This is a genomic window from Sphingomonas larreae (genome assembly GCF_051400595.1).
GTDB lineage: Bacteria > Pseudomonadota > Alphaproteobacteria > Sphingomonadales > Sphingomonadaceae > Sphingomonas.
On sequence record NZ_JBLFFI010000004.1, the window covers coordinates 175895 to 199484 of the forward strand.

At 66.5% G+C, this 23590-nt stretch carries 22 protein-coding genes; 12 read left to right on the forward strand and 10 right to left on the reverse strand.

All coding sequences use genetic code 11. The features are described from left to right. Positions 1-225 precede the first annotated feature (225 nt). The 6 genes from ACMGDM_RS15375 to ACMGDM_RS15400 form a co-directional block, all read right to left on the reverse strand. Positions 226-762, reverse strand: a complete 537-nt coding sequence (locus ACMGDM_RS15375) for a DUF1003 domain-containing protein (RefSeq protein WP_436804994.1) — start codon at positions 760-762, stop codon at positions 226-228. Between the two features lie 2 nt (positions 763-764). Continuing rightward, positions 765-2342 (reverse strand): Na+/H+ antiporter, encoded by a 1578-nt coding sequence (locus ACMGDM_RS15380; RefSeq protein ID WP_436804995.1) that lies wholly within the window; start codon positions 2340-2342, stop codon positions 765-767. A gap of 940 nt (positions 2343-3282) precedes the next feature. Further along, the gene (locus ACMGDM_RS15385; protein ID WP_436804996.1) at positions 3283-4023 is read right to left on the reverse strand and encodes a Crp/Fnr family transcriptional regulator; all 741 of its coding nucleotides are present in this window, start codon (positions 4021-4023) and stop codon (positions 3283-3285) included. A gap of 97 nt (positions 4024-4120) precedes the next feature. Continuing rightward, complete coding sequence (locus ACMGDM_RS15390) at positions 4121-4849, reverse strand: M61 metallopeptidase family protein (RefSeq protein ID WP_436804997.1); 729 nt, start codon at positions 4847-4849, stop codon at positions 4121-4123. Next, on the reverse strand, positions 4788-5993 hold the full coding sequence (locus ACMGDM_RS15395) for a M61 family metallopeptidase (protein WP_436804998.1): 1206 nt from the start codon (positions 5991-5993) through the stop codon (positions 4788-4790). The genes ACMGDM_RS15390 and ACMGDM_RS15395 overlap by 62 nt, the downstream gene beginning before the upstream one ends. A 2-nt stretch (positions 5994-5995) precedes the next feature. Continuing rightward, positions 5996-6232 (reverse strand): hypothetical protein, encoded by a 237-nt coding sequence (locus ACMGDM_RS15400; RefSeq protein WP_436804999.1) that lies wholly within the window; start codon positions 6230-6232, stop codon positions 5996-5998. 54 nt (positions 6233-6286) lie between these two features. On the opposite strand from ACMGDM_RS15400, the gene ACMGDM_RS15405 reads away from it, so the two are divergent. The 3 genes from ACMGDM_RS15405 (at position 6287) to ACMGDM_RS15415 (ending at position 7688) form a co-directional block, all read left to right on the forward strand. Continuing rightward, positions 6287-6571 (forward strand): NADH-quinone oxidoreductase subunit D-related protein, encoded by a 285-nt coding sequence (locus ACMGDM_RS15405; RefSeq protein ID WP_436805170.1) that lies wholly within the window; start codon positions 6287-6289, stop codon positions 6569-6571. 612 nt (positions 6572-7183) lie between these two features. After that, positions 7184-7465, forward strand: coding sequence for an NADH dehydrogenase ubiquinone Fe-S protein 4 (locus tag ACMGDM_RS15410; protein WP_436805000.1), 282 nt, complete (start codon positions 7184-7186; stop codon positions 7463-7465). A gap of 79 nt (positions 7466-7544) precedes the next feature. After that, the gene (locus tag ACMGDM_RS15415) at positions 7545-7688 is read left to right on the forward strand and encodes a hypothetical protein (protein WP_436805001.1); all 144 of its coding nucleotides are present in this window, start codon (positions 7545-7547) and stop codon (positions 7686-7688) included. 38 nt (positions 7689-7726) lie between these two features. Here the strand turns inward: ACMGDM_RS15415 and ACMGDM_RS15420 are convergent, their stop codons facing one another. Continuing rightward, complete coding sequence (locus ACMGDM_RS15420; protein ID WP_436805002.1) at positions 7727-8701, reverse strand: S8 family serine peptidase; 975 nt, start codon at positions 8699-8701, stop codon at positions 7727-7729. Positions 8702-9337: 636 nt separating this feature from the next. Beyond that, positions 9338-10573 carry an erythromycin esterase family protein gene (locus ACMGDM_RS15425; protein WP_436805171.1) on the reverse strand — a complete coding sequence of 412 codons (1236 nt, stop codon included), beginning with the start codon at positions 10571-10573 and terminating at the stop codon, positions 9338-9340. A 183-nt stretch (positions 10574-10756) separates the two neighbouring features. Here ACMGDM_RS15425 and ACMGDM_RS15430 point away from each other — a divergent pair, with 183 nt between their 5' ends. Continuing rightward, positions 10757-11137, forward strand: a complete 381-nt coding sequence (locus ACMGDM_RS15430) for a DUF4267 domain-containing protein (protein ID WP_436805172.1) — start codon at positions 10757-10759, stop codon at positions 11135-11137. Positions 11138-11692: 555 nt separating this feature from the next. On the opposite strand, the gene ACMGDM_RS15435 is transcribed toward ACMGDM_RS15430, so the two are convergent. Together ACMGDM_RS15435 and ACMGDM_RS15440 are read right to left on the reverse strand one after the other, a co-directional pair. Beyond that, positions 11693-11875, reverse strand: coding sequence for a hypothetical protein (locus ACMGDM_RS15435; RefSeq protein WP_436805003.1), 183 nt, complete (start codon positions 11873-11875; stop codon positions 11693-11695). Between the two features lie 53 nt (positions 11876-11928). Continuing rightward, the gene (locus ACMGDM_RS15440; protein ID WP_436805004.1) at positions 11929-13035 is read right to left on the reverse strand and encodes an SDR family oxidoreductase; all 1107 of its coding nucleotides are present in this window, start codon (positions 13033-13035) and stop codon (positions 11929-11931) included. Between the two features lie 392 nt (positions 13036-13427). Here ACMGDM_RS15440 and ACMGDM_RS15445 point away from each other — a divergent pair, with 392 nt between their 5' ends. From ACMGDM_RS15445 to ACMGDM_RS15480, 8 genes are all read left to right on the forward strand, one after another. Beyond that, positions 13428-14645, forward strand: coding sequence for an NADH-quinone oxidoreductase subunit D (locus ACMGDM_RS15445; protein ID WP_436805173.1), 1218 nt, complete (start codon positions 13428-13430; stop codon positions 14643-14645). A gap of 161 nt (positions 14646-14806) precedes the next feature. Continuing rightward, on the forward strand, positions 14807-14965 hold the full coding sequence (locus ACMGDM_RS15450; RefSeq protein ID WP_436805005.1) for a hypothetical protein: 159 nt from the start codon (positions 14807-14809) through the stop codon (positions 14963-14965). 149 nt (positions 14966-15114) lie between these two features. Next, positions 15115-16104, forward strand: coding sequence for a recombinase family protein (locus ACMGDM_RS15455; protein ID WP_436805006.1), 990 nt, complete (start codon positions 15115-15117; stop codon positions 16102-16104). Positions 16105-16287: 183 nt separating this feature from the next. Further along, positions 16288-17628, forward strand: coding sequence for a type VI secretion system baseplate subunit TssK (gene tssK, locus ACMGDM_RS15460; protein ID WP_436805007.1), 1341 nt, complete (start codon positions 16288-16290; stop codon positions 17626-17628). Further along, positions 17604-18959, forward strand: coding sequence for a type IVB secretion system protein IcmH/DotU (icmH, locus tag ACMGDM_RS15465; protein WP_436805008.1), 1356 nt, complete (start codon positions 17604-17606; stop codon positions 18957-18959). Before tssK ends, icmH begins: the two co-directional genes overlap by 25 nt. A gap of 3 nt (positions 18960-18962) precedes the next feature. Further along, positions 18963-22355: a type VI secretion system membrane subunit TssM gene (gene tssM, locus ACMGDM_RS15470; RefSeq protein WP_436805009.1), complete on the forward strand. Its 3393-nt coding sequence runs from the start codon at positions 18963-18965 to the stop codon at positions 22353-22355. Positions 22356-22359: 4 nt separating this feature from the next. Beyond that, positions 22360-22842 (forward strand): type VI secretion system-associated protein TagF, encoded by a 483-nt coding sequence (gene tagF / locus ACMGDM_RS15475; RefSeq protein WP_436805174.1) that lies wholly within the window; start codon positions 22360-22362, stop codon positions 22840-22842. After that, positions 22842-23588, forward strand: a complete 747-nt coding sequence (locus tag ACMGDM_RS15480; RefSeq protein WP_436805010.1) for a PP2C family protein-serine/threonine phosphatase — start codon at positions 22842-22844, stop codon at positions 23586-23588. Before tagF ends, ACMGDM_RS15480 begins: the two co-directional genes overlap by 1 nt. Positions 23589-23590 lie beyond the last annotated feature (2 nt).

Consider the following 23590-nt stretch of genomic DNA (forward strand, 5'->3'; position numbering starts at 1 on the left):
GCTCCGGCCTTCGCCGGAGCACGCTGGCGGTTCAGACGAGATGGATCATCTTGCGGCTCCGGAGCCCCGCGCTTGTCCAGATCGGCTCCCGTACCGTGGCCGATGAGAAAGCGCCTGGTCACGCCTGCACCACAGACGCTCATCGGTCCGAGGGTCGTCCAGCTCGGAGCGTCGAAGCATCCGCGGCTAAGCCATAGCCCAGATGCTTACACGGCGTCCGGTCGTCTATCTGTCCGCTTGGCGGCGAGCGATCTCGTCCAGCACGGCCTCCGGCGCCACGTCTCGTTTGACCTCCTCCAAATCGTGCGGAACTTGAGCTGTGACGCCGAGGTGGTCAGCGATCGCTTCCACGAGCGCGGCCAGGCGGGTCAACTCGTGCTCGGCTAGGAGGTTGATGTGCAGATCCAGATCGGCTCGCTTGTCAGCTCGTTCGGCCATGCGGTTCTGGCTGATCAACACGAAGGTCGACAGGAAGATCGCCTCAACGGAGGCTTCGGAGGCGAGGATCACGAAGCTGGGGTCGAACGGCGTGACTCCGGGAACGAGGCCGGCGTTGACGATCACCCAGGCACCGTAGGCGGCGAGATGCAGGTAGACGAATGTCATGCTGCCGGTGAAGTTCGTGATCGCCTGCGCGATCCGATCCTGTCGCGACGCAGCGGCATCGTCCGCCTTGCGCCGCGCTTCCAATGCCTCGATGTTTCGCGTGAGCGCCTCGTTGAGGCCCCGCGAAGCCGGTGGAGGAAGGGTCGGGCTGCTCATCGTTACATCGTCTCCCCTAGGGCGCGCCGGATCTGCTGCTCCTCCAGGTCCAACTCCTCACCGAGCGCTCTGTGCACATCCGCGTCGATCTGATCGGTTTGGTCCTTGAGCTTTTCCCGCGCCGCTTCGATGGCGACGAGCCGAAGACGCTGCTGCCCTTCCAGCTGCTGGGCTTTGGTCGCGGGGTCCTGGCCTTCGACACGCGCCCGCTCGGCGCGCGATTCATATTCGTCCACTAGCTCCTTCGCCGCTTCGCTGTGTTCGGATTCGTTATCGTGGTGAGTCTGAATGGCTTCGAGCGACGCGGTGGCCAGTTCGGCTCTCGCCTGAGCGGTATCGGGTTCGGGGAGGACGTCATCATTCTCCTCAGCCAGGCCCATGCGACGGATAAGCCAGCCAAGCGTCGTTCCTTGGATCACCAAGGTGGCGAAGATCGCGCAGAACGCCAGAAACACGATGATATCGCGGGCCGGAAAACGCGCTGGTAGAGCGAGCGCGGCGGCAAGGCTGACCACGCCGCGCATGCCTGCCCAGGACAGGATCGTCGGGTAGCTCCACGGCGGCAGCGGGTCGCGGTCGCGCAGCGATCGCGAGAGCAAGCGGGGGAGCCAGATACTCGGGAACACCCACACGAAGCGACTGACGATCAAGGTCGCCGAGACCGCCAGGCCAAGCAACGCCAACATGGCTGCATCATACCCCTCCAGGCGCTCGACGATGCCACGCAGCTGGAGGCCGATGAGGATGAAGACCAGCGCGGTGAGCAGGAATTCCACGAACGTCCAGATGTTCGCGACCGCGAGGCGCGTCTGCGCCGTGAATTCGGCATGCTGCTGGCGACCGAGGAGCAGCCCGCAGGTTACCGCCGCGAGCACGCCCGAGACGTGGATCTGCTCGGCCAGCAGGTAGGCAACAAAGCCGACGAGCAGCGAGACGGCGACGTCGAGCAGCGAATCCTCGACGTGGGCGAACACCCACATCGCCACCCTGGCCGACAACCAGCCGACGAGCGCCCCGCCGACCGAGGCAAGGAAGAATTGAAGAACGCCATCGCCCAGGCTGAAGCTACCCGCGAGCGTGGCTGCGACCGCCAGTCGGTAGAGAACCAACGACGAAGCATCGTTGATCAGGCTCTCGCCCTCGAGCACGGTCACGATGCGCTTGGGAAGCTTGACCTGCTTCAATACGGCGGCGGCCGCCACCGCGTCAGGGGGCGCAACGATCGCTCCCAAGGTGACGGCCGCCCACCAGGGCAGCTCTGGCACGAGCAGCTTCGCCACCAGCGCCACTGCAGCCGCCGTGAAGAAGACCGCCCCGACGGCGAGAAGAAGAATCGAGCGAAGGTTGAAACGGAACGCGGGCCAGTCGGTTCGATAGGCGCTTGCCTGCAGGAGCGGAGGCAGGAACAGCGCGAGCGCCAGTTCAGGCTCGAGTTCCACCACGCCGATCCCCGGCACGAACGCCAGGGCCATACCACCGCAGATCAGCGCGACGGCAAGCGGCACATGCAGCCGTTGCGCCACATAGGCCAGTCCGATCGACGCTGCGATGAGAAGAAGGAGTAACTCAAAGGTATGCATGGCGACGGCTTCCAGCCAAGCTATTGATCTGCCTTGGCTTCCCGGTAATCACAACAAGCTCTCTACGGGCTCGTTCCGCGCTCACTCGCGCCCGCGGCGTGGGAACGGCCGCGTCGCGAACGTTTCTATTTGCTCAATTGGCGGCCTTTCGTGTGGCCCCGCCCGCGGGGCTCAGACCGATGGTGGTCACCGGAACCTCATGCGGGGCGCCTCGACGAAGCCGACCGCCAGCATCAGAGCGGCGCGGAAGTGACACAAAGCAGAGCCTCGATGATGCCCGCTTCTCAGGCTTCGACGAGATCTACACCGACGACTTGAAGAGTTGCGACCCGCAATTGATCAGACGAGCCGGCTCATAAAAAAGCTGACCTCCCGGGACTTCCACGCCCGAACTCAACAAATCGCACGAGATCATCAAGTAGCTTACCGCCATCGTTGAAATTTGCAATGGTTATGCCGCCTAGCAAAAGAAACACCTTTGATCGACAGGGAATGCGCGGTCTCCACTTGACCCAAGCCGCATGCGTGGCTGCCACTGGCTAGCACGCTTGTGTCTCTAGCCCCCGCAAGGCGCCCGTCAGCGGGGTTGCGACAGGGCGTTGTTGTGCGAAACTTGGGTGAGCCGATCACCCCACGTCCAGCACTGGCCGCCAGCAACCTATTCAAAAGTGAGCAAAAACGCGAGCATTAGTCGCCGGCCTGCTGCTTAGGCGAAGGCGTTGAGGCGATCCTTTCTGTTCAATCAGGATCTAGAGTCCCTACCCAGCCTGTACGATCCAGATGCATTCGACCCTGATTGAACACGAAAACTGCCACAGCTGCGGTGTTCCACGAGGGTATACCTTCAAATGACTTGGCAATCGCCGCCTCATGGACTGAGCTTCGATGCTTGCGCCTCAACTCGCTTGGCCTTTTCGTTGACGAGAAGGATCGCTGACGCCTAACCTGCCGCTACGCGACCAGTATCGGTCTGGCGGCCGAGGTACAGGTAGCGCGGGTCGAACTCTGCGGCGCGCCACAGCGCGTCGCGGTCGAGGATGGTGACCCGCCCAGTGCCGACCGAGGCCGCGCCTGCCTCGCGCAGGTCGCGCAGGACGCGATTGACCGACACGTTGGTGAGCCCGGTGCATTCCGCGATGTCGGTCTGAGTCAGCCGCAAGTCATAGCCGCGCGCGTCGGCAAGCCCGACGATCAGCAGGCGCTGGTGGAGCTCACTCAGCAGCATTGCGACACGGGCCGCCGCGCTGCGGCGTCCGAGCGACACCTCCCACTCGCGGTGGATCGACGCGTCGAGGTTGGTACTGAACCAGTAGCTGCGCGCGAGCGACGGGAAGCGCTCGGTCAGCGCGAGCAGCGCGCGATGCGGCACGATCGCGACGCGGCACGGCGTCAGGCTCATCACGTCATGGTCCAGATACTTCAGCGTGAAGCTGTGCAGGTCGGCGAAGTCGCCGGCGACATGTAGCTCGGTGATCTGGCGTTGACCGTTGCGCAGGTCCTTGTAGCGGCACAGGATGCCGTCGAGTAGCAGGGTGCTGTGGTCCTGCACCTCGTAGGCCCGCACGACCAACGTGTCCGCGGAAACGGTGCGGATCTCGGCAACGCTGGCACGGACGGCCTGCTCCTCCTCAAGCGACACGGGGCCGCGCGCGCGTAGTTTCGCAAAATGACGTTCGATCAACTTACTCTCAGCTCTCGCTCTCGGATCGACGAGGCGGCCGAGTGGGTCGTCGCGTCGACTCGATGCGGAAAGAGACTGGGCGACGATCGTTCCGCTTCTACACCTGCGTTATGCGCCTCGCCTGAAGGATGGCACCGAGCCGGTCGGGCTGGTCGAACGTACGCACCAGTCTTGGATAGCGAAGCTTCCCGGGCGTGCGTACCGCAACCGAGCGCACCGTCACGCCACGGCGCAGCACCAGCTCCACACCGCGATCGGCCTGACAACTCAGTGCCGTACGCAACCGCTCCGCCGAGAAGGGTCGCCCCTCCACCGCGGCGATGACGGTGCCGATCGTCACGCCGGCGTCAAAGGCGCTTCCGCCCCAGAGCACGTCCGTGACGCGACCATCGCCACCGACGCTCAGACCGATCGTATGGGTCAGGTCGGCGATGCGGGTCTCGCTCTCCTGGCAGCGCTGATAGGCGTTGGGCGTATCCGCATAGTCGAGCCGGTACCCGCCGCGCGTCAGACCGCCGAGCAACGTCCCCTCGCGCGTGTCGCAGACAGCGTTCAGGAGGAAGGCGGCCCAGTCGAATGGCGCGATTGCGTGGAGCTTATCGACCACCTCCTCAAGGTCATACGGCCGTGTCGACCAGTCGCCTTCCGCGCCTCCGAAGAACGATCGTGCGAAGTCATCGAGCGAGCGGGTGTCACTCGAGAGTTCGCGCAGGCGCGTATCTACCTCGAGCCACAGCAGCGCGCCCTCGGAGTAATAATCCTCGCTACGCTGCCAGCTTGGCCAGGGCAGCGGGCAGCGGGCTGCGGCCCGCGATGATCGGATCACGCGTCGTGTCGAGCAGCGAGCGCCATCGGCTGCCGGGGCGCGCCTCGTAGCGCGCCGCGGTTAGCGCCAGCGCACCCAGCGTCTGCTCCTGCGACCACAGACCGGACCGCGCGCACAGCACGTTGGTCCAATATTGCGTCTGCCCCTCGTAGACCCACAGCAGGTCGTTCCGGATCGGGCGGTCGAACGAGGCCGTGCAGGAGTCCGCGCCGCGGCGATGCTTGCCGTTCCAGCTGTGGACGAACTCGTGCGGGATGGTGTCGCGCCGGGTGACATTCTCGCCCCAGTCGGCGAGATAGTCCGGCACGCTGACCGCCTCGAACGAGCGGTGATGCTCCACGCCCGCTGCGGTGAGCGTGTCGCTGAGCGCGAGCAGCATCTCGAATCGGTCGAACGACCGCGAGCCGAACAGCTGGATCGTCTCTGCCACCACGGCGCGATGAAGGGAGATCTGCTCGTCACTGGCGGCAAGCTGGTGCGGCTCGTCGGCGGCGATGTGCAGGCTGACATGCTCGTCGAGCGGATAGCTTCTCAGATGGCGTCCAGTGAGCACGGGCGAGTCGATCAACGTGTCGAGCGCGCTGCGCTCGTAGACGAGGCGCTCTTCTTTGCACTGAGCCGATGCGATCGCGCATGCGGCGGTCCATCCCTCCGGCAACGTGAGACTGGCGTCCACCAGGATCGCGTTCGCGGCGTGCTCGGCGGGATAGAGGATGGCGGCGTTCCACGGCAGAAGCAGCAGCTCGGGCGAACTGATGACGCGCCCTTGGGCCGGATCGGTCGGCGAGAGGAATTGGAACTCGGCCGCGATCGCTTCCACCCCATCGGGCACGGACACGGCGAAGGCATGGATCATCGTCGGATGGCGCCGCCACTCGAGCGATCGGCCGTCCGCCTCGAAGTGCAGGCCCGAGAGCAGCTCGATCGGTGCAACGGGCGCGTGGAAGCCGGGCAGCCACTTTGGATAGAGCAGGATCAGCTCGCCTGCGCCGTTGACCCGGACGCGCTCTCGTACCCGCAGAATGCCACGCCAGCGGTCGCTCGCGTCGACGTCGAGTGTGAGCGGGTGTTCGTACGGCCGATCTGATGGCTCGGGAATATGGAACGCTGCTGGCTCGCCACCGGCACTGCTGGCGCACATCATCGTCACGACATCGCGGCGATCGCTTCCGCACAATAGATGCGCGCGACGATGGCACCGCTCTGGTCGAGCACATCGACCCTGCCTTGAGGATCGAGTCCCGGCTGACGGGAGCCGGCGAAAGAGCGATGAAGTCGGCGATTGGCGCAGGCCATCGCGTACCAGACATCAGGCGCCCGGAGCCGGCGATCTTCGATCAGGCGATCCGTCTTATCGAGATAGCGGAGTGAGAAACGTAGCATGAGCAGCTGAACACAACATAATCGGTGCAGCCGCAAACTTTCAAGCCATTTGAGATGATTGTCGTAGTTTTGACCTGCGTCAAGCTTAATTCTTACTATGCTTGTAAAAGAGGATTCTCTCTGACGGAAACTAAGGTTTGCGCTGGCGCGGCCTACGTCGCCACCGAGAGCTTTAAGGGTGTGCCCGGCACCAATCTGGTCAGCGATTGCGGCAACAAGGCCTATCGCTGCGAGAGCCGGCAACCGGGTTCTCCTCCTTACCGTTCGTTTCGATGTTCGGGCCGGGGCACCCGGGAGCAAGCCTCAACAGGCGCCTTGTGGGAGAGGAGACAACACTAGCTAAACACCTGTTTTAGCCTGATTTCACGTCTCTAAGTTGGACAGCTCACCGACGTGGATCGTTTATACCGGACCTAGCGAGAGGAACGATCATGCGTTGGACAACGATAGTAGCCGCCGCTGCGGCGGCAGGCCTGGCAATGAGCGCGTCAGCGCAGACAAGCGGAGGATCGAGCACCTCCGGCGGCTCTACGGGATCGACCACAGGCGGAAGTGCCGGCAGTTCGAGCACGGGTCAGAATGGCGGCGGCACCGACGGCACATCAGCCGGATCTTCCACAAGCGGTCAAGGTGGAACGGCGGCCTCGTCGGGCTCACGCCAGTCCGGCCACAGCTCTGCAAGCTCGCGTGGCAAGCATCGCTCCGGTCATTCGAGGACCGGCAGTCAGCAGGGTTCGTCGACCAGCTCGCCACAACCGCGCTGACCGGAGTTAGAGCGAGCGCCGGAGCGCCCGCTGGGCGCTCCGGGGTTCGCCTCCCCCCGCACAAACGTGTCCTGCTACCCGGCATCGTCTAAAGAGCATGAACACGGAGCCGGTGGCTTTCGGCCTGGCGAACTGCGCCGCCGCTCACGCATTCCCCCCGTCACGCGCTCATCCGCGGAGTAAAACAGTGGCTCATGTCCGCATCTACCGTCACCAGGGACTTGGCAGCCCGGTGCTCCAGAAGGAGCGCTTCGGGTGGACGCTCGAATTTCTGTCAGATGCACCACAGCGGGCCGATGCCTTGACGGGATGGGCCGGTGGTGCCGAAACGCAGGCACAAGTCAGCCTCATCTTCCCTACGTCGGGGGAAGCCGTCGCATATTGTTCGCGCGAGGGGCTCAGCTACACGCTTCAGGATGCGCCGCCACGTAGGTTGCTGCTGCAGAGCTATGCGGACAACTTCCGCTGACCACACTTACAAGCGAAGCGTGTCGGAAGATGCAGGACCACGCGCCATTGGTGCAATTGGCTTGAACAGGAGATCCCGGATGACCGATCACAAGAAAAAGGGCGACTTTGCGAAGAACGGCAAGGACGACGAGGGCGGCAATAAGAAGCAGGATAACGCCCGCAATGCGAAGGATCACAGCCGCACGGGTGGGCAGAACGCGGGTCACGGCGGTCACTCGTAGGACGTCGCGCAGGTCGGCGCCGGTACGTCGGCCAGACCCTACCCGAGCGATCGCAGCGCGGCCGCAACATCCAGCCGTCCACGGCCCACGACCGGGTCGGACACAGCGCGCCGACGCGCATCGGCATGGGACAGCAGCGCTCCCGCAGCGGTTACGCCGTCGGGCGCGGGTGTACGACTGAGCAGCAACGCGACCGCACCTGCGACATAAGCGACCGAATAGGATGTGCCGGAGGTCAGGTCGCAGGTACGCCGACCACAGCCGACGATCACATGCTGGCCAGGTGCCATGACGTAGCGATCCGCGGTCGTTCCGGCGCGGTTCGACCAGGGCGCGAGCGTACCGCGGGGCGAACTCGCGCCCGCCACCAGCATCAGCGGGGCGAAACGCGGTTCGGCGGCATAGCGCGCTGGCCAGACCGGTTCGTCAGCGCCGTTGTTCCCCGCCGCCGCGACCACCACGACCCCGCGCGCTACGGCCCGTGCCAACGCTGCCTCGAGCGCGGGGATCGCTCGGCCCGAGGCGAGCGGGAGACCGATCACCTGGGCGTTTTGCGCGACGGCATAGTCAATCGCCCGGGCCAACACATCGGCATCGAAGGCGCAAGTCCGCAGGCAGGAACCGTCCCGGTCGGCGCGGATCGACAGCAGCGTCGCGCCATAGGCGATGCCGAAGGTTCCGGCGCCATCCACCCGCGCCGCCAGCAGGGTCGCGACCTGCGCGCCGTGACGGCGATCGCCGGTGTCGTAGCGGCGGCCCGGTACGAGGTCGATCGACTGAGAGGAGAGATGGCCGAATAGCGCCGTGGCCGCCGGATCGATGCCCGTGTCGATCATCGCGACGATGACGCCGCGTCCGGTCGCCCCTTTTCGATAGGCACTGCCGATGCCGGACGCTTGCACGCCCCAGCTTAAGCGTGACTCCAGGCTGCCCGGTCGCGGTCCCGGCTCGTGAGGCACCGAGGCGAGCGCGGGAGCGAGGCAAGAGGACAGCAACGCGGCGAGCGACAGCAAGGCGCCTAGCACGCTCCGCCGAACCGGACGAAACACGGGCAAACTCCTGGGAAAGCCATGGCGGCGCCACGCAGATTGGATCTAGGCCGCTGTTTGTAAAGGCTTTTCGCGACTGACCGTCACGGCCGCGCTGCGGCCGAACTTTCCTCGCCCGGCCATCGTTGGAGCTACTGACGGGTGGACCTCGCCTCACTCAGGACGGCGCTGCGAGAGGGGGATCCACATGGCCCTTAAGCAGCCAATGCAGGCTGACGGGAGGGGCACCGAGCCGCACATGCGAGACGAGAAGGTGAGGTGGCGAGCCGCCGTCACAGCGCGGGCGAGAGCAAAGGCTGTTATCCGAACCCGTATAGCGGTAAGGAGGGCGGCCATTTTCAGGGAGGCCAGACCGAGCGTGCCTATCGTGGCGCTGGCCGGCATGGTGAGCAGAGGACCGGCGAGCAACCGAATGCCGGGTCGTCCGAATAGCCGCACGCGCAATCACTTCGACCCGACAGAGATCACGGCTAAAGCGCGCAGCGGCGGCGGGGCCCTGACCAACTAGGCCTGCTCGTTCCGCGACGGCAGGCCGCCCGCAGCGCGCTGAAAACACGCGCGGTCGTGACTCATTGGCGGGTACACTGTAATCCAGCGCCGTCACGGGAGGGGTCTGAGGGCGTGGGTCTCAGCCACGAAGAAAGTGGCATCAAACTCTGTTTTCAGCCGAACACGGGAAAAGGCCAACGCCGGATCTCCGGATTGATAGACCGCGCCAACGCCTCGCTGGGAACGCCACTCGGCAAAGGCGGCGGACATTCCCGCAGCGCTCAAGAGAAGATGCGGCCGCGAGCCGCCGAAGCGGCGCAGCAGTCCTTCGACACTGTTGCGTGGCGCGGGCGCGAGCCGAAAGATCTGCCCTAGGGCCCCCCAGGCCGACCCCGCCATCACTGTGCCGGCATGGGTCAGGAAGCCGATGCTGAACACCTGCCGAGCCCCGTCGGCTCGCAGCAGGTCTGCGATGGTGATCTCTCCCCGATCGATCATCGCGGTACTGGCGGCATCCGCGACATGGCTGTTGTGTGCCCAGACGATCACGCGAGCGGACGCCCCTTGTCCCCTCCCGACATGCTCGGCAACCCGCTCGATCGCTGCCGTCATCGCCCGCTCGCGCACATTCCACGAGTAGGCACCGGCGTAAGCCGCGCGGAAGTAAGCCTCCCCGTCAGCTACCGCGGCCGCCGCCTGTACCGCTGCGAACCGCTCCTCTTCTCGAACTGCGTCCGCGGCGGGTGAAGTGGCTTGGATCGCTTGCAGGAGCGACTGGGCTGGCCCAGCGCACGACCGAGAAGCCTTGCGTGCAGCGATTCCATAGGCCTCTGTGCTGCGGCGAAAGGAAGCGAAGCAGCGGCCCGCGGCCTCGCCGGTTTCCGCCAATTTCCCACCTTCCCGACGTGCGAAGGCGCGGGCGCGATCCAGAGCACCGAAGAGATCGTAGACATCCATGCCATACAAGCCGACCCGTGCGCCCTCCGGCCGCTGCAAGTTGATCGCCCGGAGCCGCTCAACGAAGCTCCCAAACTCTTCATTGCGCCACATCCAGCGAGGGAAGCGGCGAAAGTCGGTCAGCGCGGCGGCAGCGGAGCGATCGGTGCCGATGCCACGAACATATCGGTTTGCCCGTTCCACTTCTGCCCGGTCTGCCTCGATGACGATGGCAGCGGGCCGACCATCCTCAACCAAGGGACCGGTGATCCGTCCGCGTTCCGTAAAGAATTCGCTCGTTCCGTGCGTTGCCTCACCGAGCAGGACGAAGTCGGCGGCAGCCGCTCCCTCCAGTTCCACATCACTCAACATAATTGCGCGCGGAGCGTCAGCGATGGAGGCGGGAAGCATCACCGCAGCCACCCCCAACATCAGACGCCAGTCTAGCCTCAGTCGGCGCCTCTGCGTCCCTGTCGTTGTGAGCCATCCGACATTTCCCATGTCCACGTCAAACGAGCGAAGATGGAGCATGGAGGTTCCGCATATCATTGTTATGCCGACGCGAGTTACCATCAACGGAGCAAATACGTGGCGATGAGAGGCTTGCTCACCCTGTCCGTTGGCGCTCTGTCGGGCGTGTTCCTGTTGCTCGGAGGTCTGTTCGTAGCGGCGCCTGCGCCCGCTGGCGCTGCCTACGGATTACCAACCACTGACGAGGCCGCCTTGTTCTACGTTCGCGCAATTGGCTTCCGCGATCTTGCGCTCGCTGCCTATCTGATCGGACTGACATTGACGCGGCAGCACCGTGCGCTGACGGTGGTGCTTGGGGCGACGGTTCTCATCCCGCTCGGTGACCTGGCGCTGCTGGCCTCCTTCGGCGCGGGACGTCCGATCAATTACCTGTTGCACGGGTTCAGCCTGCTGGCTTTGGCAGCATTGGCACTTGGGGCGCATTGGCTACGACGGGCACCATAGCATCTTTCTGCCGCGCTTAGCACTCCGCAGAAGAGGCTAAGCTACCCGCCAACTCCAACTCTAGAGGCTCTGACGGCCGAGCGGATGGCGGCTATGGGGATCGTGGTCATACGCCCCCGGTGGACAAGCCGATCGTCGTCACGGGCGAGGCCGCCGTTCTGCGCGAAGGCGCTCTTCTCGGTTGCCTCCCGCCGGTCGGCCGCAGGCTGAGCAATACCGCGCGCGCGGACAGGATCCGCCGAGCCGTTGACGTAGCGGCCTGTGACCAGCCGCTACGGCCGCTCTCTATGTCGTCGGGCCCGTATCATGGCCACCACGAAGCCGGCCAGCGCCCCGCCCAGCACGAAGACCAGCACGTTCTCCGGTGCCGCCGCGGGCGCCACGCCGAGCTTCAAGATATAGAGCAGTATTCCAACGATGGCACCAGCCACCGCGCTGAACAGCGGGGCGGACCTGTCGCGGGGACCGGGGCGGGAGGGTTCGCTTGTCGGTTGAGCCATGATCTAATTTCCATATCTGCACCGCTTCTCGCCGGCGTCGTCGCTGCCACTCGCGTCACCGATGCTCGCGCGTGTCTCCCCGCAGTTCGTCCGCGGTGAGTTCATCCTGCGCCTTGCCGCAGATGTCTCGGTCGGCGTCATCTTCGCCCGGATCATCTGCGCCGGCGCGCCGGGGATCGTTCTCCACCTCGAGCGCACGTTCGAAATCTCGGGCGGGCTCGTCGTCGTCATCGAACATTGAGTATCTCCATTCGTGCGCTCCGTTCGGAAAAGGAGCGATCGCGCCGTCCGTCAGGCGTGGATTGCCGCAGGCGCCTGTGTTGTCGCCGCCGGGGTGAGTTGTGCCATGTCGCCCGCCTCGGGGGGCGGCATGTCGGGCGCGCTGGCGTCGCGACGGTGCCACCAGCGCCAAGCCAGCACACCGCTGCCGACAAGCGCCGCGGCCGTCAGCGCCGGGCGCTTGGTCGCCTTCACGTAGAGGCTCGATCCACGGAGCAGGTGCGGCTCGTGTGTGCCACGCTCGTAGCCACCATAGCCGGGGCTGAACAAGGCGCGGCGATGATCGTCGTCGGATGCGCGAGTTCGCGATTGTTGCGACGTGTACATCAGCGTCTCCATCACCTTGTCCGTGAGACGCGGGGCGATGGCGCCGAGCATGGCGGCGAGCTTCGCCTGGCTGCCGACGAACATGTCGCGCTTGCGATGCGCAGCGCACCACAGGATCGCCTCGGCGACCGCTTCGGGCGAATAGATCATCCCGCGATGCACCGGCTGCATCGGCATGAAATTGCCCGCGTGCTCGTTGTACGGCGTGTCGATCCGGCCGGGGTGGATCAGTGACACCGAGATCGGCCAGCCCTCGTGCTCAATCTCCTGCCGCAGCGCCCCGGTGAGCCCGTGGACGGCAAATTTCGCGGAGGCATAGCTGCTCTGTACCGCCGGCGCCTTGTCGCCGAAGAAGCTGCCGATGTTGACGATCGCGCCGGGCTTGTTGGCGGCACGATAATAGCGCAGCGCGGCGAGCGAGCCGTGGACGGTGCCCCAATAGACCGTGTCGAACATGCGGTGCCACTCGGCCAGCGGCACGTCCCAGAGCCGGCCGAAGATCGAGATGCCGGCATTGTTGACCCAGGTGTCAAAGCCGCCGAAGACGCGTTCGGCGGTCGCAGCGACGCGCGCCACGTCCGCTTCCTGCCCTACGTCGCAGACCACGTAAGCGGCACGGCCACCGGCGGCCTCGATCTCCTCGACTAGGCCGCGCAGCGCCTCCTCGTTGCGGGCCACCGCGACCACCGCTGCGCCGGCCTTGGCGGCCATGCGAGCGGTCGTCAGCCCGATCCCACTACTCGCTCCGGTGATGACGATGACCTGCTCGGCCAAGGCTTTGAGAGCCGCCACATCAATCTCCTGATGTCGTTTAACATCATGTATTTGCACGATTATCTATTGCTCATGCGACAACGAGGGGAGCGGCGCAGGAGTTCAGAACGACATAGAAAATACTCTCGGATTGTGCCGCCGCTGGTCCCGACCCCTTTTCCGCACGACAAGATGTCACGTCGCCGCGTTAAACTTTCGCCGAGGGATCCGGTGCGGCTGCCCGCGTTGTCACTCCTCACCCACCTCGGTTGTTAAGGCACTTGAGAGCCTTGTTTTCTCGCTCCGGCTAGAGGGGTCCGCGCCGCCGGGAGATGATCGTGAGCAGCACTGATGACGTCTTCACCCCAAGTGAGCGCCGGACCGAGCGGCCGATCGACGCCGCCGACATGCGCGCGCGCTCCGAGCAGGCGATGAAGACACTCGATCCGGCGCTGGAAGGCGTCGCCGAGCAGGACGTCAACATCCGCAACTACACGGTCAATTTCGGCCCCCAGCATCCCGCGGCGCACGGCGTGCTGCGCCTAGTGCTCGAGTTGAACGGCGAGGTGGTCGAGCGCGTCGACCCGCATGTCGGATTGCTCCACCGCGGCACCGAAAAGTTCATCGAAACCAAGCCGTACCTTCAGACCATCCCCTACTTTGACCGGCTGGATTACTGCTCGCCGATGTGCATGGAGCACACCTACGTGCTTGCCATTGAGAAGCTGATGGATCTGGAGGTGCCGCGCCGCGGCCAGTACCTGCGCGTTCTGTTTGCCGAACTAACGCGGATCATGAACCATCTGCTTAATCTCGGCAGCCACGTCATGGACGTCGGCGCGATGACGCCGAACCTGTGGCTCTTCGAGCTGCGCGAGGACACAATGAACTTCTACGAGCGCGCCAGCGGCGCTCGCATGCACGCCAACTATTTTCGCCCCGGCGGCGTGCGCCAGGATGTGCCACTCAAGCTGCTCACCGACATGGCCGACTGGCTCGACACGCGGCTGCCGCGCTTGTTTGAGGATGCGATCAGCCTCGTGGCCGATAACCGGATCTTCAAGCAGCGCAACGTCGACATCGGCGTGGTCTCGCGCGACGACGCGATCGCCTGGGGCTTTTCCGGCCCATGCATCCGCGCCTCGGGCATCCCTTGGGATCTGCGCAAATCGCAGCCCTACGATGTCTACGCCGAGATCGACTTTGAGGTGCCGGTGGGCACGCGCGGCGACTGCTACGACCGCTTCATGGTGCGGGTGGAGGAGGTCCGACAATCGGCGCGGATCATGCGCCAGTGCCTGCGCGATATGCCCGCGGGAGCGGTGGCGAGCGACGACCGCAAGGTGAAGCCGCCGCATCGCGCCGACATGAAACACTCGATGGAGGCGCTGATCCATCACTTCAAGCTGTACACCGAGGGCTTCCGGGTGCCCGCGGGCGCGGTCTACGTCGCCACTGAGAGCCCCAAGGGCGAGTTCGGCGTCTATCTGGTCAGCGACGGCAGCAACAAGGCCTATCGTTGCAAGATCCGGCCAACCGGCTTCAGCCACCTGCAGGCGATGGACTTCATGTCGCGCGGCCATATGCTGCCTGACATCACCGCTATCTTGGGATCGATCGACATCGTCTTCGGCGAGGTGGATCGCTAAAAAGTGGCTGCGGCAAGCATCGGGGGACCCGATCGAAGGACCCGGTGACGGAGCGCGCGATCCGGCGCCGAGGGGTGCCGAACCTCTGAGACGTGACCCACCTTCTCGCCGACGGAGTAGAACATGAATGATGCGAAATGCCGAGCCGGCGAGCGATCCGCGTGATCGCGATCTTAGCCAGCTTCGTGGCGATCATTTGGATCGTCATGTTCGTGGGAGAGAATATCAGCCATTCCCTGGTCGGCGCGGTGATCGCATGCAGCAACAACCCGACCGGCGTGGCATTGCCCCGCCCGCGTGTCATTAGGTGGCCTGCATGAGAGGCTACCATGCCGGTGGCGAATCGCCGACTATACCAGGTCCTTTTTAGGTGTACTTTTTGAAGACCAGCACACGGCTGGTACTCATCGGCCGTTAGGCGACGTAAAAAGGACACTACAAACAAGCACCACGTATCAAAGAGCAGGGCATGTTCGTTCGAGCCTACCTCCGCGCATCTACCTCCGAACAAGACGCGTCACGCGCACGCGGAGCTCTGGATGCCTTCGCCGTGGAGCGAGGTTTGAGGATCGCCGCGCGCTACGTTGAAAATGAGAGCGGGGCTAAGCTGCATCGGCCTGAGCTGTTCCGCCTGCTGGCCGACTGTGAGCCCGGCGACGTGCTGCTGGTGGAGCAGGTTGACCGGCTGTCTCGCCTCACCTCCACAGACTGGCAGCGGTTGCGGGCCTTGATCGACGGGAAACAGATCCGCATCGTTGCCCTCGACCTCCCGACATCGTGGAGTCTGACGGCACCGGCTGACGAGTTCACTGCCCGGATGTTCTCGGCAGTCAACGCCATGATGCTCGATGTCCTCGCGGCGGTCGCGCGCAAGGACTATGAGGATCGGCGTCGCTGCCAAGCCGAGGGCACTGCCAAGGCGAAGGTGGCCGGGCTTTATAGAGGCCGTCCAGCGAACAAGGCCCGCAACGCCGCAATCTCTTCGCTGCTGAGCGACGGCCGCAGTTGGCGAGAGATCATGGATGCGACCGGATGCAGCCGCACCTTGCTGGCGAAGATCGCTCGCGATCGCCGGCTGTCCTCGCTTTCTCGGTTAGGCGGTTTATGGCGACCCGAGGATGCGGAGCTTTTTTCTGAGGCTTACCCAAAGAATATCGTATTATGCACAGGAGGCCCTGCGGGCGCTGCGCCACGTCCTGCCGACCGGAGAGTTCCACGAGGGCGCCATGGTGATGGCAGAGAACGCCTGAGCGGCTCGCGCTCAGCGGCCGCCAAGCAGCACCAGGTGCAGATCGCCAGCGCGCGTAGAGCGGCGATCTTCACGGTCACCAGCACCGCGCCGACGCGGGAGGTCTCGCGAGTGCTGCGCAGCAGCACGCTTGCGCGACAGCGCACGCACGTTCACCCGCCGCCCCCCCGACAGGGCGGCGCATACCAACCAGGCGGCTGTCCGGTGTAGGCGGCGCTGGCTTGCCCACGTCCACCTTCATCGCCCGATCGCCGCTACACCCGTAGCCCAGACACACCACAGTGACATGGCGGTGAAATGCGCGGTTGAGCATCTGGGCGATGCTTTCTCGGCCGGGACTTCCTTGATGCGCTTGAACGTGCGGTCACTCGTGAGACACAGGATCGGCGCTCCGTGAGTGCCGAGCGCGTCGCCTGGCGCGAAGGCATCTTTCTCCGCCAGCAGCATCTCCAGCAGCAGGACCGCTTCTTCACCAAGCTTGTCGGCGCCCGTTCTCAAACGTTGCGGCCGCACCCCTGGGGCGTGACTGAGCTCTCGATCAGTCGCGATCTTGCGGCGCTCGGGAAATTCGCGGTCGAGCGGCTGTCGGGCGTGCTGCCGGACGGGACCACGTTCTCGATCCCCGACGACTTCCCGCCACCGCCGCCGCTCGACATCCCCGCAGGCACGCGCGACGCCGTGGTTTATCTCACCTTGCCCGCGCATCAGTCAGGCGCCATCGAGTTCCGCTCGCGAGGCGAGCCGGGCGCGGAGGGCACTCGCTTTCTGGTTAACGCGATCGAGGCCGCGGACGTCTTCGCCGAGGAGCGCGTGCGCGAACCGATCGAAGTGGCGCAGCCGAACCTCGCCTTCGGCGTCACGCGCGATCAGACCTATGGCCGGGTGTTGCTGGCCCTTGCGCGCATCCGCGAGACCAACGGCAGCGCACTCGTTCTCGACGAGCGGCATGTTCCGCCCGCGCTTGACATCGCCGCGAGCGTGCGCCTCACAGGCTTCCTCGCCGACATCATAGGCCGTGCCGACCAGCGCATTGAGGAGTTGGCGTTGCGGGCGGTTGAGGCGACCGATGGCGGCTCCGAGACGATCGCGAACTTTCTGCTACTTCAGGTGCTCAATCGCTGCCGCGCGCAGCTAGCGCACCTGGCCGCGCTGCCGATGCTCCATCCAGAGCGGCTGTACGAGGCACTGCTCGGCCTCGCCGGCGAGCTCGCAACGCTCACCAGCGCGGAACGGCGCCCCCCCGCCTTTCCCACCTATGACCACGAGCGGCTGCAAGCGTGCTTCGAGCCGCTCGTAGACGCGCTTCAGAACGCGCTCTCGGCCATGTACGATCGCGCCGCCGTGCTGCTGCCGCTCGTAGAGGCGGCGCCTGGCGCCTACACCTCGCGCATCACCGATCCGTCGCTGTACCAGAACGGTTATTTCTTCCTGGCGGTGAACGCCCGCGCCCCGCTGGAGGACGTCCGCGCGCGCTTTCCCTCGGTCGCGAAGATCGGGCCGGTGCAGAAGATGCGGCAGATCGTTGACTCGGCGCTGACAGGCGTCGCGTTGCGCCACGCCCCCACGCCCCCGCCGCAGATCCGCCCGATCCCGGGATATGTTTACTTCGAGCTCGATCGCGCGTCGGAGGACTGGGCCGCGTTCGCCACCGCTCCGGCGCTCGGCCTCCATGTCGCGGGCGACTGGCCCGAACTCCGTCTCGAGCTCTGGTGCGTGAAGAAGGCGCCGCGGTGAGCACGCGCGATCGCGAGCCGAGCGGCGTGGAGCGGACCGTGTTCCAGCCCAACCCGGCGCGCAGCGCCGCCGCGATGCCGCCGGCGCCGCCGCCCGGCGCCGTGCCGGCCGTCGCCGATCCCTCCGTGAACGACGAACTGCCCGACGCCCCGCCGCGGCTGCGCGCCCATAACGCGATGGTGGAGGCGGCCGCGCCGCTGCTCGCTCTAACCGCCTCGGTGCGTTCTGGGCGGATCGACATCGATCTGCCAGCGCTGCACCGCAAGGCGGCCGCTGCCGCGGTGCGGTTCGACGCGGAGCTCGCCGCGGGCGGCTATGGCGAGGAGACGCGGCGACGTGCGCGCTACGCGGTCTTTGCCACCGTGGACGATGTTGCGCAGAACCTCCCCGGTCGCGCCAGCGACGGCGCCGAATGGGCGCGCCGCAGCATGGTCGTGCGCGGCTTCGGCGAGAACATCGGTGGCGACCGCTTTTGGCAGCTGCTAGGCGAGATGCTTGGTCGACCGGCCGAACATACGGCCTTGATCGAGCTGTACCACGCCTGTCTCGCCGCCGGGTTCGAGGGGCGCTACCGGCTGGGCGACAGCACGGGCAAGCTGCGCGCGACGCAGCGCAGCGCCTATGCCGCCCTGCCCCACATCCGCTCGTTCTCGGACACCGAGCTGGTTCCGGATTGGCGCGGAATGCCGACGCCGCGAGGTCGCATCAGCTTCTGGGCGCCCCTCGCGCTATGCGCCAGCGTGGCGCTTGGCTTCCTGCTGCTGGCCGTGCTCGGCTTCCGCTTGGCATTGATGCAGACGGGGCAACCTTCGATGGCGGCAATGCTGACGGTGAGCCCGGGCACCCCGCTGCGGCTCTCGCGTATCGCGGCGCGGCTACCGTTGCCGAGCGGGGCTCAGCAGCAGCGCATCAGCGGCTTCCTGGCGGACGAGGTCGCGCGGGGGCTCGTCGTCGTCGAGCAGGATGCCAGCAGCCTGCGCGTGCGCACGACGATTGGCACGCTCTTCCGCTCGGGCTCGGACGAGCTCGCGCCCGGTCGGACGGCGCTGTTCGAGCGCATCGCCGCCGCCACCGAGCGCGAGCGCGGCACCGTGCGGATCGAGGGCCATGCCGACAGCGATCCGGTCACCAGCCTCACCTTCCCGGACAATGTCGCGCTCTCCCGCGCACGCGCCGAGCGAGTCGCCGCGCTCTTCCGCGCGCGGCTCAGCGATCCGGCGCGGGTCGGGGCCGACGGGTTCGGCGCGGCCCAGCCGATCGCCAGCAATGCGACGACGGCGGGCAAGGCGCTCAATCGCCGCGTCGAGATCGTAATCCCGCGGAGCGAGTAGACGATGGACAAGCTGATGCGCAGTTGGTGGGCGCTTGCGGTCCCCGCCGCCGCGATACTCGCGCTGCTCGCCGCGATCGGGCTGCCGACGCTGTTTCCTGCGCTGCGGGCGCCGTGGGTACGCCTCGCGCTCATCGCGCTGGTCGCGCTCTGTCTGATCGGAGCCGCGTTGTGGGGACGGTTCCGGGACCGTCGCGCATCGGACAAGCTGGCCGGGACTCTCGCCGAGCCGACCGCCGCGGAGGCCGAGGAGCAGGCGCTCGGCGCACGGTTGCGCGATGCGCTGGCGCGGCTGAAGAGCCAAGCGGGCGGGCGGCGCGACTATCTTTACCAGCGCCCGTGGTACGTCATCATTGGCCCGCCGGGCGCGGGCAAAACGACCGCGCTGACGCATTCGGGCATTCGCTTTCCCTGGACGGACACCGCCGTTCAGGGCATCGGCGGCACCCGGAACATCGATTTCTGGTTTGCCGACGAAGCCATCCTGGTCGACACCGCGGGCCGCTACACCACTCAGGACTCAGACAACGTGGCGGACGCCGCCGGGTGGCAGCGGATCCTGCACCTGCTGCGCCGCACGCGCCCGCTGGAGCCGATCAACGGGGTGATCGTCGCGTTCCCGCTCGACGAGCTGGTTCGCGCCGACCGAGCCGAGCTGGACGCGCACGTCACCGCTATCCGCCGCCGGCTGGCCGAATTGGCCGAACTGCTGCAGGTCTCCGTCCCGCTGTACCTGCTGCTGACAAAGGCCGATCTGGTCGCAGGCTTTACCGAGTTCTTTGGCGACCTGTCGGCGGAGGGGCGCCGCGCGGTGCTCGGCGGCACGCTTGATCCCGCCGGACGCGCGGACGCACCCGCGCTGATGGCGGCGTTCGACCGGATCGTCGAGGCGCTGTGGGCGCGCAGCCCCAAGCGGTTGAACGAGGAGCCCGACCAGCGGGGCCGCGGCCTCATTCTCGCCTTTCCGGCCCAGGTCACCGCATTGCGGACGCGGCTCGCCTATCTCGTTGAGGGCGCATTCCGCCAGGATCGCGAGACTTCGCCGACGCTGCGCGGGTTCTACCTCGGCAGCGGCACCCAGAGCGGCACGCCGTTCGACGGCGTGGTGAGCGCGATGGCGTCGGTCTACGATGCGCCGCATCCGCTTGTCCGCCCTGGTCAGGGCAGGGCCTATTTCCTAAACCGACTGTTGACCGAGGTGATCTTCCCCGAAGCCGGCATGGTCCGTCCGAGCGCCGCGGTGCGCTGGCGCTGGCGGAGCGCGATGGTCGGCGCGACAGCGGCTATCGGAGCAGTGACGCTTGTCACGACCGGGCTGTGGGCCAACGCTTTTGTCAACAATCGCCGTCTTCAGGACGCCCTGCTCGTCGCCGCGCGTTCGGCGAGCGAGGAGGCGCGCCGCGCCGGCATCGACCTGGTCGAGGTGCGCGAGAGCGATCCCGACCTCGAACAGGCGCTTCCGATCCTGAACCGCCTGCGCGCCCTCCCCCGCGGCTTCTCGGATCAGGCCGCGGGCAGCCCGCCGTGGACGATGCGGCTCGGACTCTTTCAGTCGGGCCACGCCGACACCGCGCGTCATGCGTACCTCGAGATGCTGCAACGGGTCATGCTGCCCCGCCTCCTGCTCCACGCGGAACAGGCAATGCGCGAGCAGCAGCAGCCCGCCGCGCTATACGCGCCGCTCAAGGCTTATCTGATGCTGGGTGGCATGGGGCCGCTCGATCGCGGCGCGGTTCGAGCCTGGGTGCTCGATGACTGGCGCACCGTCTCCCTCGCCGGCTCCGACCGCGCGGACGTGCGTACGCAGCTCGCGCGGCATCTGGACGCGATGCTGGCCGACCCAGACCTCGGGCGCGTTTGGCAGGGGCGCCGCGCTCCGCTCGACGGCACGCTCATCGCCAGCACGCGGCTGGCGCTACAAAGGCTGCCGCTGGCCGACCGCGCCTATGCCGTCCTGCGCCAACGCGCCGCCGCGGCCGGTCGCCCGGATTGGCGGGCCGACGGCGTGCTCGCGAGCGGCGACCGCCAAGCGTTCCGCAACGGCGATGCCGTGCTCGCCGCCACCATCCCGTGGTTCTTCACCCATGCGGGCTATGCACAGGCGTACCGGCCGGGCCTGCGCGACGTCCAGGCCGAGCTCGACCGGGACCTTTGGGTGCTGGGACCTGACGCGGCCAAGCGCTCGATCCGCGACCAGCTCCCAGCGATGCGCGGCGCGGTCGCGGCGGAGTATGCGCGTGACTATATCGCCGCGTGGGACGCCATGCTGAAGACGCCACAGCCGGCGGACTATTTCCAGAACACCGCTGCTCTCGGCGCGATCACACGCACACCGTCGCCACTCAAAGTACTGCTGCTGGAAACCGCGCGGAATACATGGCTCGGCAATGACGGCGGTAGGGCGGCCGCGGGCCAGATCGATGCTGGGGGGGAGATTGCGGCGCACTTCCGGCCGATCGTCGAGTTCGGCGGCAGGGATGCCGGGTCCGAAGCGCCGATCGACTCCCTGCTGAAGGCAATTCGCCAAGCTGCGGTTGCGAACAGCGCCAGCCGTGTGCCCGGCGCGGCGCTCAGCGGCGGCGGCGGTGCGGTCCAGGCGCAACTCGCGACCGCGATCGGGGAGCTCTCAACCGCCGGCGTTACTGCCCCACCACAGCTCAAGTCGTTCGTCGACCAAGCAACGCGCAGTGGCGCCGGAGCGGCGCAGCGTAGCGCCCGCGCCTCAATAGAAGGCGAGTATCTCACGCGCATCCTTCCGGTGTGCGCGCAGGCGTCGTCCGGCCGTTATCCCTTCGCAGCCGGCGCCGGGCTGGAAGCGAGCCCGGCTGACCTGCAGCGAGTCTATGGCGCTAACGGCGAGCTGGACGCCTTCGCGCGCGATCGGCTGGCGCCGCTGCTGGACACGAGCGGGCGGATCTGGCGATGGGACGGCGGCGATCCCGTTGCCAGCGGCTTGGTGCCTGCCAGCGCCGCCCAGTTCCAGAAGGCGGCGGCGCTGCGTGACCTGCTCGCCGCCGGGCTCGCGCTCAACGTCGGCGTCGACATGCTCGGCAGCGGCGTCACCGCGGTCGAGTTCGCGACCGGCGGCACCACCTACCGCTTCGATGCCGGCAACCGCGGGCCAAAGCCGGTGCTTTGGAATCTGTCGGTACTTCCGGCCGCGGCCCTGGTCGTCTTTTCGGGCGACCGCGAGGTGCGTCGGCTGGAGACACGCGGATCCTTCGCCATGTTCCGGCTGATCGACAAGGCTGAGCTCGAAAATGCCGGCCCCGCCCGCGTTCGCGCGCGCTTCAGCAGCGGGGCGGAAGGCGTCGCGCTGACGATCGATCTGCCCTCCGGCAACAGCCCATTTGGGCGCGGCGGCCCGTTCTCGTTTCGCTGCCCCCCGCGGCTCTGACGTGATGACCGGCTTCCTATTCGGCAAACTGCCGGCGTTCGGGGACTTTGTGACACGCGGCCTGTCGGCCGACGCGCGTGCCCGCTGGGACGATCGTTGCGTTGCGTCGCTCGTCGCCGCGCGGGAGCGCCTCGGTGACGCCTTCGACCGAGATTATGGCACGCTGCCGCCGTGCCGCTTTCTGCTCCGGACAGGTGGCGCGGGGTGGCAGGCCGGCTGCGTGATGCCGTCGGTCGACCGCACCGGCCGAGCCTTCCCGTTCGTCTGGGGCGTGGCCGGTACCGGCACAATCGACGAGGCCATCGGCACGGCGATCACGGAACGCATCGCCGACCGCAGCCGCGAGACCTTGGCGGCGCGCGTCGACCTCGATGCGCTTGCCGCCACCGCCGCACGCCTGGCCAGCGACGAGGCCGGCGAACGGCGCACGATTGCGCTCGCCCCCTTCCGGCTCGTGCGGAATGCCGCGAACGGCTTGGAGATGTGATGATGCGTGCGCCATTCCGTTTTGAGCAGGGGAGCCGGACGGACGTCGGCTGCGTCCGCCACGTCAATGAGGATGCCTATCTCGCGCGCGAGCAGGACGCGGTGTGGGCAGTCGCGGACGGCATGGGCGGGCATGCGCATGGGCAATGGGCATCGGCACGCATCACCGCCGAACTGGAGGCGGCGGTGCTGCCCGACGACTTCGACGGCGCGGTCGCCGCGGTCGCCGCCGCGCTCGACGATGCCAATGCCGAGATCTACAGTGTCGGTGTCGCGAAGGGCGTGGTGATCGGCTCCACTGTCACCGCGCTGCTGGTGCGCGAGCGCCGCTTTGCCGTGCTCTGGGCAGGCGACAGCCGCCTCTACCGCCTCCGCGACGGCGCGCTGCGGCTCCTCACCACCGATCATTCGCAAGTGGAGCAGATGGTCGCGGCCGGCCTCCTGACCCGTAAGGAGGCGGAGGGCCACCCGATGGCTCACCTGCTGGCGCGCGCGGTCGGGGCGCGACCCGAGTTGGCATTGGACCGACGCTCGGGCGAAGTGCTGCCGGGAGACCTGTTCCTGCTGTGCAGCGACGGCCTCACCCGGATGGTGCAAGACAGCGAGATCCTCGGGCTGGTGGCGCATGAAGCGCCTCGCCGCGCCGCCGCGGCGCTGGTTGAGCTGGCGCTCGGACGTGGGGCGGCGGACAATGTCACGGTTGTCGTGGTCGGCTGCGACGAGACGACCCACGTCGCCTTGGGCTGACG

Coding starts and splice junctions, on each gene's coding strand:
- tagF (WP_436805174.1), top strand. CDS start 22,360: ATGACCGGCTTCCTATTCGGCAAACTGCCGGCGTTCGGGGACTTTGTG.
- ACMGDM_RS15375 (WP_436804994.1), bottom strand. CDS start 762: ATGAGCAGCCCGACCCTTCCTCCACCGGCTTCGCGGGGCCTCAACGAG.
- ACMGDM_RS15405 (WP_436805170.1), top strand. CDS start 6,287: ATGATTGTCGTAGTTTTGACCTGCGTCAAGCTTAATTCTTACTATGCT.
- ACMGDM_RS15455 (WP_436805006.1), top strand. CDS start 15,115: ATGTTCGTTCGAGCCTACCTCCGCGCATCTACCTCCGAACAAGACGCG.
- ACMGDM_RS15430 (WP_436805172.1), top strand. CDS start 10,757: ATGAGAGGCTTGCTCACCCTGTCCGTTGGCGCTCTGTCGGGCGTGTTC.
- ACMGDM_RS15380 (WP_436804995.1), bottom strand. CDS start 2,342: ATGCATACCTTTGAGTTACTCCTTCTTCTCATCGCAGCGTCGATCGGA.
- ACMGDM_RS15435 (WP_436805003.1), bottom strand. CDS start 11,875: ATGTTCGATGACGACGACGAGCCCGCCCGAGATTTCGAACGTGCGCTC.
- tssM (WP_436805009.1), top strand. CDS start 18,963: ATGGACAAGCTGATGCGCAGTTGGTGGGCGCTTGCGGTCCCCGCCGCC.
- ACMGDM_RS15445 (WP_436805173.1), top strand. CDS start 13,428: ATGAAGACACTCGATCCGGCGCTGGAAGGCGTCGCCGAGCAGGACGTC.
- ACMGDM_RS15415 (WP_436805001.1), top strand. CDS start 7,545: ATGACCGATCACAAGAAAAAGGGCGACTTTGCGAAGAACGGCAAGGAC.
- ACMGDM_RS15400 (WP_436804999.1), bottom strand. CDS start 6,232: ATGCTACGTTTCTCACTCCGCTATCTCGATAAGACGGATCGCCTGATC.
- ACMGDM_RS15395 (WP_436804998.1), bottom strand. CDS start 5,993: ATGATGTGCGCCAGCAGTGCCGGTGGCGAGCCAGCAGCGTTCCATATT.
- ACMGDM_RS15425 (WP_436805171.1), bottom strand. CDS start 10,573: ATGCTTCCCGCCTCCATCGCTGACGCTCCGCGCGCAATTATGTTGAGT.
- ACMGDM_RS15480 (WP_436805010.1), top strand. CDS start 22,842: ATGATGCGTGCGCCATTCCGTTTTGAGCAGGGGAGCCGGACGGACGTC.